The organism is Chelativorans sp. J32 (assembly GCF_000518985.1).
Lineage (GTDB): Bacteria > Pseudomonadota > Alphaproteobacteria > Rhizobiales > Rhizobiaceae > Chelativorans.
In genome coordinates this window covers 100,286-115,930 of record NZ_JAEQ01000002.1, presented here as the reverse complement: position 1 = coordinate 115,930, position 15,645 = coordinate 100,286, and the positions used below count along the sequence as shown (strand labels likewise).

Annotated in this window: 18 protein-coding genes; 10 read left to right on the top strand and 8 right to left on the bottom strand. The window is 61.1% G+C overall.

The features are described from left to right. Positions 1-72: 72 nt before the first annotated feature. The 4 genes from CHEJ32_RS0103800 to CHEJ32_RS0103785 all read left to right on the top strand — a co-directional run bounded on the left by CHEJ32_RS0103800 (position 73) and on the right by CHEJ32_RS0103785 (position 3,529). Entirely contained in the window at positions 73-498 is a 426-nt protein-coding gene (locus CHEJ32_RS0103800) for a DUF3775 domain-containing protein (protein WP_028032667.1), read from the top strand. Beyond that, the gene (locus CHEJ32_RS23820) at positions 470-1,216 is read left to right on the top strand and encodes an extensin family protein (protein WP_051469420.1); all 747 of its coding nucleotides are present in this window, start codon (positions 470-472) and stop codon (positions 1,214-1,216) included. The genes CHEJ32_RS0103800 and CHEJ32_RS23820 overlap by 29 nt, the downstream gene beginning before the upstream one ends. Before the next feature lie 93 nt (positions 1,217-1,309). After that, a complete protein-coding gene (locus CHEJ32_RS0103790) occupies positions 1,310-2,137 on the top strand; it encodes an extensin family protein (RefSeq protein WP_051469418.1) in 828 nt (275 codons plus the stop codon). A 75-nt stretch (positions 2,138-2,212) separates the two neighbouring features. Continuing rightward, entirely contained in the window at positions 2,213-3,529 is a 1,317-nt protein-coding gene (locus CHEJ32_RS0103785; RefSeq protein ID WP_028032665.1) for a hemolysin family protein, read from the top strand. Between the two features lie 57 nt (positions 3,530-3,586). Here CHEJ32_RS0103785 and CHEJ32_RS0103780 read toward each other — a convergent pair whose 3' ends face one another. Then, positions 3,587-4,189: an NADPH-dependent FMN reductase gene (locus CHEJ32_RS0103780; RefSeq protein WP_028032664.1), complete on the bottom strand. Its 603-nt coding sequence runs from the start codon at positions 4,187-4,189 to the stop codon at positions 3,587-3,589. A 193-nt stretch (positions 4,190-4,382) separates the two neighbouring features. On the opposite strand from CHEJ32_RS0103780, the gene CHEJ32_RS0103775 reads away from it, so the two are divergent. After that, positions 4,383-4,691: a helix-turn-helix domain-containing protein gene (locus CHEJ32_RS0103775; RefSeq protein WP_051469469.1), complete on the top strand. Its 309-nt coding sequence runs from the start codon at positions 4,383-4,385 to the stop codon at positions 4,689-4,691. A 7-nt stretch (positions 4,692-4,698) separates the two neighbouring features. Here CHEJ32_RS0103775 and CHEJ32_RS0103770 read toward each other — a convergent pair whose 3' ends face one another. From CHEJ32_RS0103770 to CHEJ32_RS0103755, 4 genes are all read right to left on the bottom strand, one after another. Next, positions 4,699-5,091: an acyl-CoA thioesterase gene (locus tag CHEJ32_RS0103770; RefSeq protein WP_028032662.1), complete on the bottom strand. Its 393-nt coding sequence runs from the start codon at positions 5,089-5,091 to the stop codon at positions 4,699-4,701. 113 nt (positions 5,092-5,204) lie between these two features. After that, entirely contained in the window at positions 5,205-6,098 is an 894-nt protein-coding gene (locus CHEJ32_RS0103765; RefSeq protein WP_028032661.1) for an NAD(P)-dependent oxidoreductase, read from the bottom strand. Beyond that, complete coding sequence (locus CHEJ32_RS0103760; protein WP_028032660.1) at positions 6,095-6,907, bottom strand: glycosyltransferase; 813 nt, start codon at positions 6,905-6,907, stop codon at positions 6,095-6,097. The genes CHEJ32_RS0103765 and CHEJ32_RS0103760 overlap by 4 nt, the downstream gene beginning before the upstream one ends. Before the next feature lie 25 nt (positions 6,908-6,932). Then, the gene (locus CHEJ32_RS0103755) at positions 6,933-8,153 is read right to left on the bottom strand and encodes an NAD-dependent epimerase/dehydratase family protein (protein ID WP_028032659.1); all 1,221 of its coding nucleotides are present in this window, start codon (positions 8,151-8,153) and stop codon (positions 6,933-6,935) included. Positions 8,154-8,441: 288 nt separating this feature from the next. On the opposite strand from CHEJ32_RS0103755, the gene CHEJ32_RS0103750 reads away from it, so the two are divergent. The 3 genes from CHEJ32_RS0103750 (at position 8,442) to CHEJ32_RS0103740 (ending at position 10,061) form a co-directional block, all read left to right on the top strand. After that, positions 8,442-8,684, top strand: a complete 243-nt coding sequence (locus CHEJ32_RS0103750) for a hypothetical protein (protein ID WP_245260952.1) — start codon at positions 8,442-8,444, stop codon at positions 8,682-8,684. Positions 8,685-8,940: 256 nt separating this feature from the next. Further along, positions 8,941-9,246, top strand: coding sequence for an ATP-dependent Clp protease adapter ClpS (clpS, locus tag CHEJ32_RS0103745; RefSeq protein WP_028032657.1), 306 nt, complete (start codon positions 8,941-8,943; stop codon positions 9,244-9,246). A 359-nt stretch (positions 9,247-9,605) separates the two neighbouring features. Beyond that, positions 9,606-10,061, top strand: coding sequence for a DUF4354 family protein (locus tag CHEJ32_RS0103740; RefSeq protein WP_028032656.1), 456 nt, complete (start codon positions 9,606-9,608; stop codon positions 10,059-10,061). Between the two features lie 66 nt (positions 10,062-10,127). On the opposite strand, the gene uvrB is transcribed toward CHEJ32_RS0103740, so the two are convergent. From uvrB to CHEJ32_RS0103725, 3 genes are all read right to left on the bottom strand, one after another. Further along, complete coding sequence (uvrB, locus tag CHEJ32_RS0103735) at positions 10,128-12,914, bottom strand: excinuclease ABC subunit UvrB (protein ID WP_028032655.1); 2,787 nt, start codon at positions 12,912-12,914, stop codon at positions 10,128-10,130. A gap of 88 nt (positions 12,915-13,002) precedes the next feature. Further along, positions 13,003-13,566 (bottom strand): hypothetical protein, encoded by a 564-nt coding sequence (locus tag CHEJ32_RS0103730; RefSeq protein ID WP_245260950.1) that lies wholly within the window; start codon positions 13,564-13,566, stop codon positions 13,003-13,005. Between the two features lie 8 nt (positions 13,567-13,574). After that, positions 13,575-14,096, bottom strand: coding sequence for a histidine phosphatase family protein (locus tag CHEJ32_RS0103725; RefSeq protein ID WP_156936592.1), 522 nt, complete (start codon positions 14,094-14,096; stop codon positions 13,575-13,577). 128 nt (positions 14,097-14,224) lie between these two features. Between CHEJ32_RS0103725 and CHEJ32_RS0103720 the strand changes: the two genes are divergently transcribed. Next, positions 14,225-14,770, top strand: a complete 546-nt coding sequence (locus CHEJ32_RS0103720; protein WP_028032652.1) for a DUF2239 family protein — start codon at positions 14,225-14,227, stop codon at positions 14,768-14,770. A gap of 108 nt (positions 14,771-14,878) precedes the next feature. Further along, on the top strand, positions 14,879-15,616 hold the full coding sequence (locus CHEJ32_RS0103715; protein WP_028032651.1) for an NIPSNAP family protein: 738 nt from the start codon (positions 14,879-14,881) through the stop codon (positions 15,614-15,616). Positions 15,617-15,645 lie beyond the last annotated feature (29 nt).

Sequence of the window (15,645 nt, the reverse complement as noted above, 5' to 3'; positions counted from 1 at the left end):
GCTTCAATAGCTTACAGTGCCTTTGTGCGTCGGGGTGGCCGCATGATCCTGTAATTGGCTGCGGAGCGCCTTATGAAGAAACCGACCGAGAGGGAATGGGAGTTGTCGCTTGATGCGGACACCGTCCGCCTTCTCGCGGAAAAGGCACGCGCCTTAAGCGCCGCTGTGAATCAGGACTACGAGGACGGCAGGGAACATGAGGTCGAGCTCGGTCCCGACGCGCGCGCACGCCATAGCCATGATGGCCTTGCGGAGGAGGAAGGCCAAGATCTTTCGGAGGAGGAGTTTCGCGAACTCATCGCTGATCTAAATCAGGATGAGGGTGCCGAACTGGTCGCGATCGCCTGGATCGGCCGGGGCGACTATGACGCGGCGGAATGGGCACAGGCGGTGGCTGATGCACGGGGGCGCGTGAACCGCCGGCTCGCAACCTATCTCCTCAACATGCCGATGCTCGGGGATTATCTGGATGACGGACTTGCTGCCCTCGGTGCCTGAGCGGCAAATTCGCGCGGCGGGCGCCCGTCCGCGGCTGCTGCTCTTTGTCTGCACCTTCTTTCTCGCGACCGCGCCGGCTTTGGCCGGAAGCATCCAATTGCCCGAGCGGGCGCCAATACCGCAACCGAGGCCGGAAGCTTCAGCGGAACCATCGACAACGGAGCCGAGGCCCGACGCCCTTCCTTCCTCGGAGCGGGCATGCCGGGAACAGCTGCGGAAACTTGACGTTGTCTTCAGAGAAGCCGATGACGTGGCCGCGGAAGAAGGCTGCTCGCTCCCTCACCCGATCGAGATAACACAACTTTCCGAACGCATTCGCCTGGAACCGCCTGCCACACTCGAATGTGAAACCGCCCTCGCCGCGGCCCGCTTCTTCCAATCCGCAGCCAGCGATCTGGCTCGAAAGCACTTCAAGGCGGATCTTGTAGCGGTGCGCCAAGCCTCCGGCTATGTGTGCCGACCGATCAATGGTGGAAAAAACCTGTCCGAACATGCCTTCGGCAAGGCATTGGATATTGCAGGTCTGGCGTTCTCCGACGAGACGGAGATTGAGGTGACGCAATATGGCGATGGGGGCGAGCCGGCAGGTTTTCTCAAGGAACTCAGGGCTGCCGCCTGCGGTCCGTTCTCAACCGTGCTAGGTCCCGGCACGAATGCCGATCACGAAGACCATTTCCACTTGGATATGAAAGAAAGGCGCGCGCCCTACTGCCGCTGAGCGCCCCATTTTTGACACAAGATTCGCGCCGGCGCTGAGGTTTCATTTACCATTCGCCGTTAGCCTCCCTTTGACCGACGAGCCGAAGCGGAGATGCGTAGCGTGTTGGAGTATGAGTCGCGTCCGCGACTTTTCCGCCTGCCCCAGGTTGCAAGAAACGCCCTCATACTCTTTGCTCTTGCAGCCGCTTCGGCTTGTTCGGTTGACAGCGTTCTCAGGCCGGAAGTGGACATCGGTGTCAGCACGGGCGCTGTGACCGGCGGCGGCCTGCAGAACCTCGTACCATCCAATCCGATGATGATGAGCTATCCTGCGCCAAGGCTCCCCGAGGCGCCTGCCGGGGAAACCCCGCCCGATCAGCCGATGATGGCTATGCCCGCCCAGGAAGTGGCATGCCGACAAGAACTTCAGAAGCTTGGAGTCGTCTATCGCGATCTTCCGCCGATCAATGACGGCGGGGGATGCGGGATCGAGCACCCGGTTGAGGTGAGTGGCTTTTCCGGCAATATCGCGCTGCAGCCTTCAGCAAGGCTGACCTGCCAGATGGCGCTGACGGTTGCCTACTGGACCAAGAATGAACTCGCGCCTGCGGCCCGCAAGCGCTACTTCTCGGGTATCGGCACCATACGCCAAGGCTCCAGCTATTCCTGTCGGCGTATTCGCGGCACCGCAGTCGCCTCGGAACATTCCAAGGGCAATGCGTTGGACATCATGAGCATCACGCTTAAGAACGGCCGTGAAATCGACGTTCGGCGCCCCGGTTTGTTTGCGTTCCGTCAGCGGGGGCTTCTCAATACCGTCCGCGCCGACGGTTGCCAGTATTTCACCACTGTGCTTGGCCCCGGCTACGACGCCGACCACCGCGATCACTTCCATTTCGACATCAAAGCGAGGCGGAACGGCTATCGCGCCTGCAGGTAGCGTGACCGCTTACAATACCCTATCTTGGCGCGGGGCAGGTTCTGCTCCGTCACAACGCTCCAACCAGAGCCCATCATGCTCTTTATCGAAATTGCCATTCTTCTTCTCCTGATCATCTTCAACGGCTTCATGGCCATGTCGGAACTCGCCGTCGTGTCCGCTCGCCCCGCGCGCCTCAAAGCACGCAGCGAAGACGGCGACAAGGGAGCCGCTCGCGCCCTGGAGCTCTCGGCCGACCCGGGCCGTTTTCTGTCCACCGTCCAGATCGGCATCACCCTTGTCGGCGTGCTGTCAGGCGCCTTTTCCGGTGCGACGCTGGGCGTGCGCCTGTCGGCCTGGCTCGAAGGGCTGGGGCTTTCTGCCAGCATTGCCAATCCGCTGGGCGTGGGCATCGTCGTCGCACTGATCACCTATGTCTCTCTCGTCGTGGGCGAACTGGTACCCAAGCAGATGGCGCTCCGGCACGCGGAGAGTATAGCGGCCAGGGTCGCGCCATTCATGGCAATGCTCGCCAAGGTCGCCCTCCCTCTCGTCTGGTTGTTGGATGTTTCAGGACGGGGCGTTCTCGCACTCCTCGGCCAAGGCTCCGAGGAGGCGAATCGCGTAACGGATGAAGAAATCCGCACCCTGATTGCAGAAGCGGAGCATAGCGGGACGATCGAGACCGAGGAACGGGACATGATCGCGGGCGTCATGCGGCTTGCCGACCGCAATGCTCGCGCGATCATGACGCCAAGAGGCGACGTGGACTGGCTCAATCTCACCGCTCCCGACGCAGTCCTCGAAAAGATGCTGCGCGAGACACCACATACGCGCCTGCCCGCCGCAGAAGGTTCAGTGGATAAACTGGTCGGCGTCGTGAAGACCCGCGACCTGCTGGCGGCATATCTGACGGAGGAAAAGGTCGATCCGCGGGCTTTCGTCCAGCCCGCACCCATCGTCCATGATTTCGCTGACGCTCTCGACGTGCTGTCGACGTTGCGTCAGGCGGAAGTGCCGATGGCGCTGGTCCACGACGAGTATGGCACTTTCGAAGGTATCATCACCCCCGCCGATATCCTCGGCGCGATCGCGGGTGTTTTCCGCGCCGATGTGGAGGAAGGCGATGTCGATGTGGTGCGACGCGAGGACGGCTCATGGTTGCTTCCGGGCCTGATGCCTGCCGACGAGATGGCCGACAAACTCGGCCTCAAGCTTCCCGAGGAGCGCGGCTATAGCACGTTAGGAGGGTTCCTTCTCTCCTATACCCAGGAACTGCCGACAACCGGGACCGTGGTGGATGCGCTGGGATGGCGCTTCGAGATCGTCGACATGGATGGTCGCCGGATCGATCGCGTGCTCGCGACGAAGACCGACCGCTCGGTAGGAATCGAAAACGTCGGGTGGGACTGAACCGAACAATCACCCCTCTGGCGCATCGACCAGAGGGGTGCAGTAGAAAAGCCTGTCTCAGGCCGCCTTCGCTTCGCCGGCGGCCGTGGCTTGGCGAGCGGCCTTCAGGGCACTCGCCCACCATATGAACTGGTCGAGCATGCCGCGGGCACCATCGTTCAGATGCTCGATTTCCGCGAGCGTCTTCTGGCCACTGCGCACGGCCACGAAATCCGGAAGCAGAATGTGGACGCCGGTCCTGATTGGCGCCATCTGCAACTCAACCGCGTGAAGCCGCAGCTGCTCTACGGCGCGGGTTCCGCCCGTTCCGCCATAGCCCACAAATGCTGCGGGCTTGTTGTTCCACTCCTTGTAGGCGTAATCGAGAGCATTCTTCAAAACGGCCGTCGGTCCGCGATTATATTCGGCGGCAGTGAAGATGTAGCCGTCGAGCGAGGCGATCTTCTTCTGCCATTTCTGCGCGATCTCGTTGGGCGAAGGCCCGTAGGCGGGAGAGGTCGCGTCCTCGAAGAAGGGCAGCGGATAATCGCGCAGATCGATCAGCTCGACATCGAGCTCGCTTCTTTCCTTCGCCAGATCGAAGATCCAGCGCGCCGGCTGGTCCGCGAAACGGCCTTGACGCGTGGAACCAATGATGATTCCCGTCTTGAGCTTTGACATTCCGTCCGTCCTTTTAAGATGAAGATGGTATCTGGAGGATACCGACGCTATATTGGAAACCAGAGCCATCGCACAAGGAGGCACTTTTTTGAAACCTGGTTACCTGGAGTCAACCGCCCGCGCGGAAAGCACCGCGCCTTATATCGAGGCTCACAACACCGATGCTTGCCGGCCTATCAGCGAACTGCTGAGTATGGTCGGCGACAAATGGACCATGCAGGTGGTGAAGCATCTCGGTAACGGCACGATGCGTTTCAACGAGCTGCGCCGCACCATCGAAGGCATCTCTCAAAAGATGCTGACGACGACGCTGCGCAACCTCGAGCGCGACGGTTTCGTCACGCGGACGGTGTATCCGACCATCCCGCCCAGGGTGGAGTACCAACTCACCGACCTCGGCTGCGAACTTCTGATCCCGATCCGGGCCCTTTCGGAATGGGTGAGCGAAAACCGCTATCGTATCGAGGAGGCCCGCGCCCGCTTCGATCACAAGCACGGTTGATACCGCATCAGACCTCTGGCGGGACGGGTGTCGGGCGCCCCGTGCCATCGAGCGCGACCATGACGAACTCCGCCTTGGTCACCAGTTCCATCGTATGGGACAAGTAACGCTGCGCCCAGGCTTGCACCTTCAATGTGATTGATGAGCGGCCAACGGCAGTGATGTGCGTGTAGACGCACAGCGTATCACCGATCTGAACAGGCTTCCGGAAAGCCATTTCCTTCACTGCGGCCGTCACGACGCGTCCGCGTGCCCGTTCCGCCGCCCGGATACCGGAAGCCAGATCCATCTGCGACATGACCCAACCGCCGAAGATATCCCCCGCGGCATTGGCATCTCCCGGCATGGCCTGAGTGCGCAGCGTCAACTCCCCTTGCGGATCGGCGGAAGCCTCGGTCATGAATTGCCCTTTCGTTTCGAGGATTTGAACGGTTTATCGGAATCGGATCGTCAGGAATTTGATTCAGTCTCTGAAGGTGGAGCGAGCACCTTACGGCGCCGGCTCCGCCAGCTCTAGGATTGTTCCAGGAGACGAATAACGGTTTCCGTTAACAGAGCCTCCCCGCCAGGCCTCCATCCAAGAGATCGCAGCCGGTTCGTACGCATGGCATTCACTGCCCGGCCATCGGCTCGAGGGGGAAGCGGATGCCGACAACCCTTCTTGTCTTTCACAATGGCCAAAAGATCCTGCCGATCCAGGAGGAGATCCGAGACATTAAGCAGGGGCGACGGGGCTTCAGGCGCTTCCAAAACCACGCGCACCGCTTGGCCGACATCCTGCCCATGGACTTCGGTCGCCACCCGCGGCTCGATCACTTTTCCGGCCAGGTAATCCTCGAACAGATCCGCCCATTTGTGCCGCTGCCCTTTCCCGGCCGGTCCATAAACGCCGGTGACACGCAGGCTGACGCCATGGAAAGGCCCGCCGAGACTGGCGAGAGCGCGCTCAGCCTCAAGCTTCACTTGGCCGTAGAGCGTATCCGGACAAGGCTCGTGTTCCTCCGCCAATAGCGTTCCAGGAGGCCGCGGGCCATAGACTGCACGGCTCGACAAGAACACGAGGCGGCTTATCCCAGCGCTTCTGGCCCCCTCGAAAAGGGCGATGCTGCCATCGAGATTACGCCGACGGAAGGCCTGCGGATCGTCTCCTTCGCCCCCCCGATATTTTCCCGGTATGTGGTCGAAGGCAGCGTGAACAAAAAAATCCGCTCCTTCGAAGGTCGATGGCGAGGCCTGTTCCGGCTCCAGCGACAGCGGTAGGAAACCGACAGGCGTGGAAAAATAGTCCCGCGCCGGCGGCCTGCGACCCAACACGGTTACCTCATGGCCCGCCGACAGAAGCTCCTCGACGATGAAGCGCCCGACATAGCCCGTTCCACCGGAGACGATGGTGCGCGGCGCGCTCATGGCCTCACGGGATTGCTTAGGTCCGCCGGAACAGGAATGGCTTCGCCGGAATAGTAGGCGTGCCAGAGGTCAATCAGCGGCTTCAGTTTCTCCGCTTTCGAGTGATCCCCCTCCCAGGGCTTCTCGTACTGGTAATGCACCACCGACACGGAATTCCAGTCCCAGAGCTCCGGCATGTTGAACCAGACATATTGCAGCATATTGAAGAAGACAGGCAGGCCATGCCAGTCCGGAAAGAAGGTCTGCAGAAATGTCTGGTCCGTGCGGCGCCAGAAGGCGCCTGGCTGATCTAGGGCAGCCAGCATGGCCCGAAAGGTTTCCTCACGAGGACGGGCTACGAAAACGCCGGAGTTGAGCCGATGAAAGTCGGCCAGACTTTCATAGACATTCGGGGCTGCGGAAAATTCCGGATAGGAAAACAGGCGGTCGATGTTGCGGATGACAATCGCATCGGCGTCGATAAAGACCACGCGCTCATAGTGGGTGAGCTGCCAGAGGCGCAATTTCACGAAATTGTCGAGGGGCGTGTGGAAGGCAGGCTTGTTGCCCTTCGTGAAGGGTGCGTCCGAATGGAGCCGCGCACGCTGATGCCGCTCGTTGAAGTCATCAGATGTCGGCAGAAGCTCTGCCTCGATCAGCTGTGCGCCGAGATCGCGAAGCGGCGCCAGCGCGCCGGCTTCTACGCCACCGGTATGCATCACGACAATGTCGGCCTGCGTCTCGGTGCGCGCAAGCGAACGGATGAGCGCTGTCGCGCCCATCGCGTAATCCGCATTGGTGACGAGGGTCACATATGCGTTTCGAGACATGGCCGAGACCCTGAGGGTGCCTGCCCTACCCCACGCTCTTCAGCCGCTTGCCTTCCGGGTCGCGCTCGATTGTTGGTGCGAGGTCCTTGGTCCAGGCGGAGACGCAGGGGATGCGGGTGCGATCCACCCGATAGGCGAATTTCTTCGCCACATCGACGACTTCGGCCAAAAGCCCCTCTGCAAGGGTGGTAGGGTTGAGACCGAGCTTCAGGAACTGTTCGTTATTGACCACAAGATCGTTTTCGGGTGCCTCCTTGCGCGGATTGGGCAGGTAGGCGACATTGGCCCCCGTCATGCGAGCGACCAGCCCCGCGAGATCACGCACGCGATGCGTTTCGGTCATCTGGTTGAAGATCTTCACCCGATCCCCGCGTTTCGGCGGATTCTTCAGCGCCAGTTCGATGCATCGCACCGAATCCTGAATATGGATGAATGCCCGCGTCTGCCCACCTGTGCCGTGAACGGTGATCGGGTAGCCGATCGCCGCTTGGATAAGGAAGCGGTTGAGCACGGTGCCGTAATCGCCATCGTAATCGAACCGATTGATCAGTTGCGGATGAAGCTTGGTTTCAGGCGTGTGCGTGCCCCACACGATCCCCTGATGCAGGTCAGTGATCCTGAGGCCGTCATTCTTGGCGTAGAATTGAAACAGGAGCTGATCCAGGCACTTCGTCATGTGATAGATCGAGCCCGGATTGGAAGGATAGAGAATCTCCTGCTGGACCGTTTCGCCGGACAGGGTCTCGATACCCACCGGCAGATATCCCTCGGGTATGGCGGCGCCCACACTGGAATACCCGTATACGCCCATCGTGCCGAGATGAACGAGATGCGCATCCAGATCGATCTCTACCAGCGCGTTCAGAAGGTTGTGCGTGGCATTGACATTGTTGTTGACCGTATAGTTCTTGTGCCGGTCGCTCTTCATCGAATAGGGCGCTGCGCGCTGCTCGGCGAAGTGAATAATGGCATCAGGCCGATGTTCAGCCAGCCATCGTTTGAGGATTTCGTAATCCTGGGCGAGGTCGATCAGGTGGAAACGAATGCGCCGGCCGGTTTCCTGATGCCAGATTCGCGTCCGCTCCTGGATGGAATCCATCGGCGTGAGGGACTGGACTCCGAGCTCCGTATCGATCCAGCGACGGGAAAGATTGTCGAGGATATGAACCTCATGTCCCCGTGCAGAAAGATGGAGGGAGGTCGGCCAGCCGACAAACCCGTCGCCGCCCAGAACAGCAATCTTCATCGAATCGAACCTCTGTCGCCAATCTTGCAAGCGGCTTATCCGCCATTCATGACAGGAATTCTATGCCCCTCCGCACGCTGGTTGAAAAGGCGTGGGCGGAGCCACTACGCGCACGGATTGCGAATAGCCGACAAAAGTTTTGATGCATGCCCGCAACACCGCGCCCGTTTTTCCACTTGACGGGTATCCAGGGCGAATCAAACTTCATTGAGCTGCCGCAATCGTGCATCATGCTCGAGATGCTAAACCCGGAGAGGGAAGGCGGCCGCACAAACCGTGGAGGCCGGAGTGCGCCAGACAGGGAAGGACATGAACATGCTCCCGTCGAAGGTTGCCGAATACGGCGTCTACGACGCCGGCGATATCGCTGAGATTTCCAGTGCGGTGGAAGCTGTATGCGATGAGCTCGGCATCGAACGAGCGGATGTGGTTAGCAGGGAGCGCGTGGCAAGCCACGTGATACGTTCCTGGGCAATGGGTCGCCGCACCCCCCTCGGCCTCGTGCATGCCGGGCTCGACGGAGCTGCATGAGGGAAGCCCACAGGTGTCGGCCAAAGGCTCCAGGACGCGACCCCCCGATCCGATGCGAATGGGTCCTGAACCATAGCAGGACGTGCCCTCGGCAATTTGCAAGCGCTCAAAAGTCGCTCGGAGCGGGGTCAAAATATCCTAAAGCGCCTCAGCAATTCACTCGGCCCGGCGGCTGTACGAGCAACGTTGAACACGTGGGCCGCAGGTGGTAACTCCCTGCTCACAATGCGAACCACTCCGGATGGAGTGTCTCATCATGAGTGACGTCGTCCTCAAGCCAAGCACCAGGACAAAACCGAAGGTCGACAGGCCGAAGCTGCACAAGGTGATCCTCGTCAATGACGATTTCACCCCGCGAGAATTCGTGGTGCGGGTGCTGAAGGCCGAATTCCGGCTGAATCAGGATCAAGCCTATCGCGTTATGATCACGGCACACCGGCGTGGAACCTGCGTCGTGGCCGTCTTTCCGAAGGATGTGGCGGAGACGAAGGCAACGCGGGCCACGGATGCCGGACGGAAAGCGGGATATCCGCTGCTGTTCACCACCGAGCCCGAGGAGTAGCGGACGAACAGCAGCACCCTACGCCCACTTCGTAGCCGCCTATCAAAGCCTGCCGTTGTTCCTCTTCCCGAGCCCTTGATGGGTAGACGCAGCAGAATCCCCACTCATAGCAGATCCGTCAGAACCCATCGTGCGTTCCCCCGCCATGGGCGGCGCGCTCCCGGACTTCCACGTCAAGCTTCAAGAACATCCCAAAGATACATAAACCAATACAGCAACCAAAAGTTGAAATCTCTGATGGGCTGGGTAGCAGTGGAGCCGTAACCATTATGCCAGTTGGGCGGTCCCATTGCCGATCGGAGTCCCTTCCGGCCCGCACATTTCCAGCCGCACCGATATTTAAATGTATAGGTCAGATGATGAACAAGAAGACGATAGTTTTTATACCATCTTTGCTGCTTGCGGCCTGCGCCTTGTATGCATGCGCGGGGACGACTGAAACCGTCAATGACGGAGTAAAGGTGACCACGTCACGCGACGCGCTGGAAGTCGAAACGGAAGAATCCGGCAAGCAAAAATCGTTCGATTTGACTGTGGAGAACGTCGGCAAAGAACCGATCGATCTGGCCAAAGGCTGTTTCATCCTGGAAGGACCAGACAAATACAAGATTGTCGCATATACATCGACTTTGCCGCGGACCCTGGCCCCTGGAGCCATAGAGAAAGGATCTGTGACTTTCGCCGGCCCGTCCAGCATAACGTCGGCCAAGACGGTGAAGTATGACGCTTCGTGTCAAAACCAGCCGGAAAATCGAATGACGCCACCAGCCGAGTGTTTATCGTCGCGCTCGCCCTCCCGGATTTGGGTCGTCTAAGACCCATAAGGACGGACTAAGAACTGAACTGCACCTCGAGCTTTCCGGTGCCATAGAAGTGCAGTCTCAGCGTCCCGGCCTTCCCGTCTTTTTCGGCCGGCGCGACCGCTGACGCTCGTCTGCCGGGTCTTCATAGGAACCGGCGCCGATCTTACCCCGGCGGGGTGCGATCAGCTCTTCGTCAGGCGCCGCCGGCGGTGTCTTGCCGACCGGCTTTTCGGTACGGCGAACCGTCATCTCGTCCAGTGAGTTCTTGCGAAAGAGGCTCTTGCCGGAGGGGACCGCATGGGCGCCGGAAGTACCCATCTCGTCGAGATCCGGCTTACGGAAGAGGGATTTTTCCACCTGACCGGCCGACGATGACGTGGAGGATCCCCTGCCCTTGGCAGCCTGACGGCGCCTGTCCTGCGTGTTCTCCACACCCGCGTCGCGCGACATGGGGTCGTCTAGAAGGGCGAGCTCGGTCTCGCGCAGGCGCTTGATCTCGTCGCGGAGCCGTGCGGCTTCCTCGAAGTCGAGGTCGGCTGCGGCATCCCGCATGGCCTTCTCCAGATATTCGAGGTGCGCCTGGAGATTGTTGCCCACGAGGTTGTTGAGGTCGTCGCCCTTGGCGCCGCCGATCTCGGCGCGCACGTGGTCGCGCTCATAGACGGAATCGAGGATGTCGCCGATGTTTTTCTTGACGCTCTCTGGCGTGATGCCGTTGGCCTCGTTCCACGCCTCCTGCTTCTCGCGGCGGCGGTTCGTCTCGGCGATCGCGCGCTCCATGGAGCCGGTGATGTGGTCCGCATAGAGGATGACGCGGCCGTCGACGTTGCGCGCGGCGCGGCCGATGGTCTGGATGAGCGAGGTTTCGGAGCGCAGGAACCCTTCCTTGTCGGCGTCGAGGATGGCGACGAGGCCGCATTCGGGAATGTCGAGGCCCTCGCGCAGGAGGTTGATGCCGATCAGCACGTCGAAGGCGCCGAGGCGGAGATCACGGATGATCTCGATGCGCTCCAGCGTGTCGATGTCGGAGTGCATGTAGCGCACGCGCACGCCCTGCTCGTGCAGGTATTCGGTCAGGTCTTCCGCCATGCGCTTGGTGAGCACGGTGACGAGCGTGCGGTAGCCGGCCTTGGTGGTCTCGCGGATCTCGCCCAGAACGTCGTCCACCTGGGTTTTCGCCGGACGGACTTCCACCGGCGGGTCGATGAGGCCGGTCGGCCGGATGACCTGCTCGGCGAAGACGCCGCCCGCCTCTTCCATCTCCCAGCCGCCGGGCGTGGCCGATACTGCTACGGTAGGCGGGCGCATGGCGTCCCACTCCTCGAAGCGCAGCGGCCGGTTGTCCATGCAGCTTGGCAGGCGGAAGCCGTATTCGGCAAGCGTCGCCTTGCGGCGGAAGTCGCCCCGATACATGCCGCCGATCTGCGGGATGGTGACGTGGCTCTCGTCCACGAAGATCAGCGCGTTGTCCGGCACATATTCGAACAGCGTCGGCGGCGGCTCGCCGGGGGCGCGACCGGTCAAGTAGCGCGAATAATTCTCGATGCCGGCACAGGAGCCGGTAGCCTCCAGCATCTCCAGATCGAATCGGGTGCGCTGCTCGAGGCGCTGCGCTTCGAGCAGGCGGCCGGCGCGCTCGAGCTCAGCGAGGCGCAGCTTCAGCTCTTCCTTGATGCCCTTGATCGCCTGGTTGAGCGTCGGGCGTGGAGTGACGTAGTGCGAGTTGGCGTAGATCTTGACCGATTTGAGGTCGTCGGTCTTCTTCCCCGTCAACGGGTCGAACTCGGTGATGGACTCGATCTCGTCCCCGAAGAGCGAGATGCGCCATGCTCGATCCTCCAGGTGGGCCGGGAAGATTTCGATCGTGTCGCCGCGCACGCGGAAAGAGCCACGTGTAAAATCCGCCTCGCGCCGTTTGTATTGCTGCTCCACAAGGTCGGCGAGCAATTGGCGCTGATCGAGCCGGTCGCCCACGGCCATCTGGAAGGTCATGGCCGTGTACGTCTCGACCGAGCCGATACCGTAGATGCAGGAGACGGAGGCGACGATGATCACGTCGTCGCGTTCGAGCAAGGCGCGGGTGGCGGAGTGGCGCATCCGGTCGATCTGCTCGTTGATCGAGGATTCCTTCTCGATATAGGTGTCCGAGCGCGGGACGTAGGCCTCCGGCTGGTAGTAATCGTAGTAGGAGACGAAATACTCGACCGCGTTGTCCGGGAAGAAGGACTTGAACTCACCGTAGAGCTGGGCCGCGAGCGTCTTGTTGGGCGCGAGGATGAGCGCGGGGCGCTGCGTCTCCTCGATCACCTTGGCCATGGTGAAGGTCTTGCCCGAACCCGTGACGCCGAGAAGGACCTGCGTGCGGTCGCCATTGTTGACGCCCTCGACGAGGTCGCGGATGGCAGTCGGCTGGTCGCCCGAGGGCTTAAACTCGGTGACCATCTTGAAGGGAATACCACCCTCGGATTTCTCCGGCCGCGGGGGACGATGCGGTACCCAGGTGGACGTCAAATTCGGGTCGCCGCCCTCGATGAGTCTCGAAAGCGCCGCGACCGTTGCGGTGACACCGCCGGGAGCCAGTCCTTCGGCTTCCTCCAGCGTGATGTCCAGGCCCGCCACGGGCATCAGGCCGGCAGCGGCGCGCTCACGCGCCGAAGCGGCGCCGCCCATGGAGGTGCCGCGCCCTGTCCTTCCCGGAGCGGCGGAACGCTCGGGAATCTTCTTCTTGGGCTTCACCGGCTTTTCGGCCTCGCGCGAGATATCCGCGGCCCAATCGGAGATCGAGCCCGAAAGCGGCGTACCCGACAGCGGGGGCTGGGGCGACTCCGCGAAGCCGCCGGCTTTTTTTCTGGATGAATTGGCCATGTGGCCAAATATGGAGGCTTGCGACGCAAATGGGAAGGGGCGGAGAAGCGAATGCCGGTGTGCATTCTGCTCTGCTGACAGGAGGCTGTCAGGATGGCTCGCAGCCGGCAAGCGCCTCTGCAATCGCCTCGCCTGCACCCTTCAAAGAAAAACGGGCAAAGGTTTCGAAGGGCGAGTCGGTCTTCGCATTCGCTCCCGGCGTGATATCGAAGGAGAGCGTGAGCTCGATACCCCGAGTGATGGCCGCCAGGAGATCCGGATCGAGGTCCGCCATATAGCCCTGCTCGGCCGTCCCCTCCCGGAACAGAACCACTGCATCGTCAGACCCGGCCGCAACCAGCGGAAAGGAGCCGCCAGCCACCTCCGCCTCGATACGGCCAGGCTTATAGAAGTAATCAGCCTCACCCCGCCCGCCTGCGGCAAGCACAGGACCCTGCTCGGTATAGACTGCGAGGCGGTAAGGCTCGCCGCAGCTGACCTCCAGGCGATAGATGTTGCTGTTGCTTTCGGACGGCTGAGCCAGGGCCGCGCCATCCTCGACTTTCCAGGTATTTTCCTCGGCAAGCGCAGCATCGGGGAGGAGGAACAGGAAGGCGAGAGGCAAAAGCATCAGGATCACCATCGTGTAAGCCAGGATCCGCAAGTTCCCCATGCGGTCGCTTATGCTCCAATATCCTTTGGCCTGAGGAAATGTGTAAGGCGCGGCCCGGCGAAGTCCAGTGTCGACCAGGAGCCCTCATGCACGAAGCGGGTGAGTGCTGCGGTCGGATACTTCCGCGCAAGCCGTGCGAGAGCCGCCTCGTCCGAGCCAGGTCCGGCAAGCCTCCGGGCAAGATCCTCCAGGCCGGGGTTGTGGCCTATCAGCAGAACACTGCTGATCTCCGAAGGCACGACGCGAAGAACGGCAAGGATCTGCGCGGCGGGCGTCATGTAGAGGATCCTACTGTCTTCTACCGGCAGAGCCGAATTGCCGAGTTCCATACGCACCAAATCCCAGGTTTGCCGCGTGCGTAAGGCAGAAGAGACGAGCACCTTCTCGGGAACCCAACCCCTGGCAGCAAGTTCGCGACCGACCAGGGGTGCAGCCTTGCGTCCACGCAGCGCCAACGGCCGGCCGAAATCCTCGATGGCGAGATCATCCCAACTCGATTTCGCATGACGCAGCAGAAGAAGCTCTTTCACCACGCTCCCCATCCGGCTCCACAGGCACTGCTATCATGAAGCCGACTAGCACGTAAGCCGCATTTTAATCCGGGTATATTGACCATATGATAACCCGGGTATAATTTGGTTTCGATAGGAGGAATGCGATGGAAGAACGCGAGACATGCACCGCATTCGACGGCGGCAGAAAAGTTGCCAGCGGTTCGAGGTTGGAAGTCGCTCTTGCCCTGAAGCAGCAGGGACGGGACGAGAACATATTGATTTTCGATGACGCTACGGGCCGGCAGATCGATTTCGACCTTTCGGGAACGGCCGAACAGGTCGCTGCGCGCGTCCTTGCTGCAGCACCCCGCGCGCCCGGCCGCCCCAAGCTGGGCGTGGTTGCCCGCGAGGTAACGCTTCTGCCGCGTCATTGGGAGTGGCTGAACCGGCAGCCGGGAGGCGCGTCGGCAGCGCTGCGCAGACTGGTGGATGCCGCGCGAAATGACGCCGGCGGACGGGAGCACGCCCGTCAAGCCCAGGAGGCGGCAGACCGCTTCATGATGGCGATGCTTGGCGATCAGGCCGGTTATGAAGAGGCTTCACGCGCCCTTTATGCCGGCGATGGCAAACGCTTCCGCGAGCTTATCTCCGGCTGGCCTGCCGACCTGAAGGATCATGTGGAGCGGCTCGCCGGCCCGGCATTCACCTAACAGTGGCCCATCGTTTCGGCCATTTCCTCCTGACGATATGCTGACAGGAGGGGCCTGATATCGTTGCCTCGTTACGGAATCCCTCCCATGGCAGGGCAAACGAGATCAATGTCCCTATCCGTCCAACAGAACGTCATAGAGTTGCGGCGATACCTGCTTCACCCGCGACGGCGGGAAGATCTGATCACTCTTTTCGATCGGCATCTGGTGGAAAGCCAGGAGGAATGCGGCATGTCCGTTCTCGGGCAGTTCCGCGATCTCGATCGCCCGGACGATTTCGTATGGCTGCGCGGCTTCTCCGATATGGACAGCCGCCGGCATAGCCTCGCTTCATTCTATGATGGGCCGCTATGGGCTGCACATCGCGACGAGGCGAATGCCACGATGGAGCGCTTTGACGACGTACTGCTCTTGCACCCGGTTGGAGAGGACACGGGTTTTGCTCTCGCCGGGGTCAAACGGCCGTTTGCGAGCGGGCAGGCCGAGATCGGCACCGTGTTTGCTCTTTATACATTCCCGCTTGTACCGGAGCGAGCAGACGACTTCCCTGCCTATTTCTCACATGTCATCCTGCCGGTTCTCGTGGAGGCGGGAGCACCGGCCGGTGCGCGCTTGGAAACCGAGCAAAGCAAGAACACGTTCCCTCGCCTGCCGGTGCGGGACAAGGAGCGGGTGTTCGTCTGGATCGGCCGCTTCGATAGTCGTGCTGAACATCATCGTTTCGCCCGGCGCCTCCACTCGGCCCCCGGCTGGCAGGACGCCATGGCGAATGCTTTCGAAAGCTTCACCAACGCACCGGTTTCGTTATGCCGTCTGGCTCCCACGGCGCGCTCCCTGTTGCACTGACAGCAAAAAGCAGCTTCGCTCCACGCCCT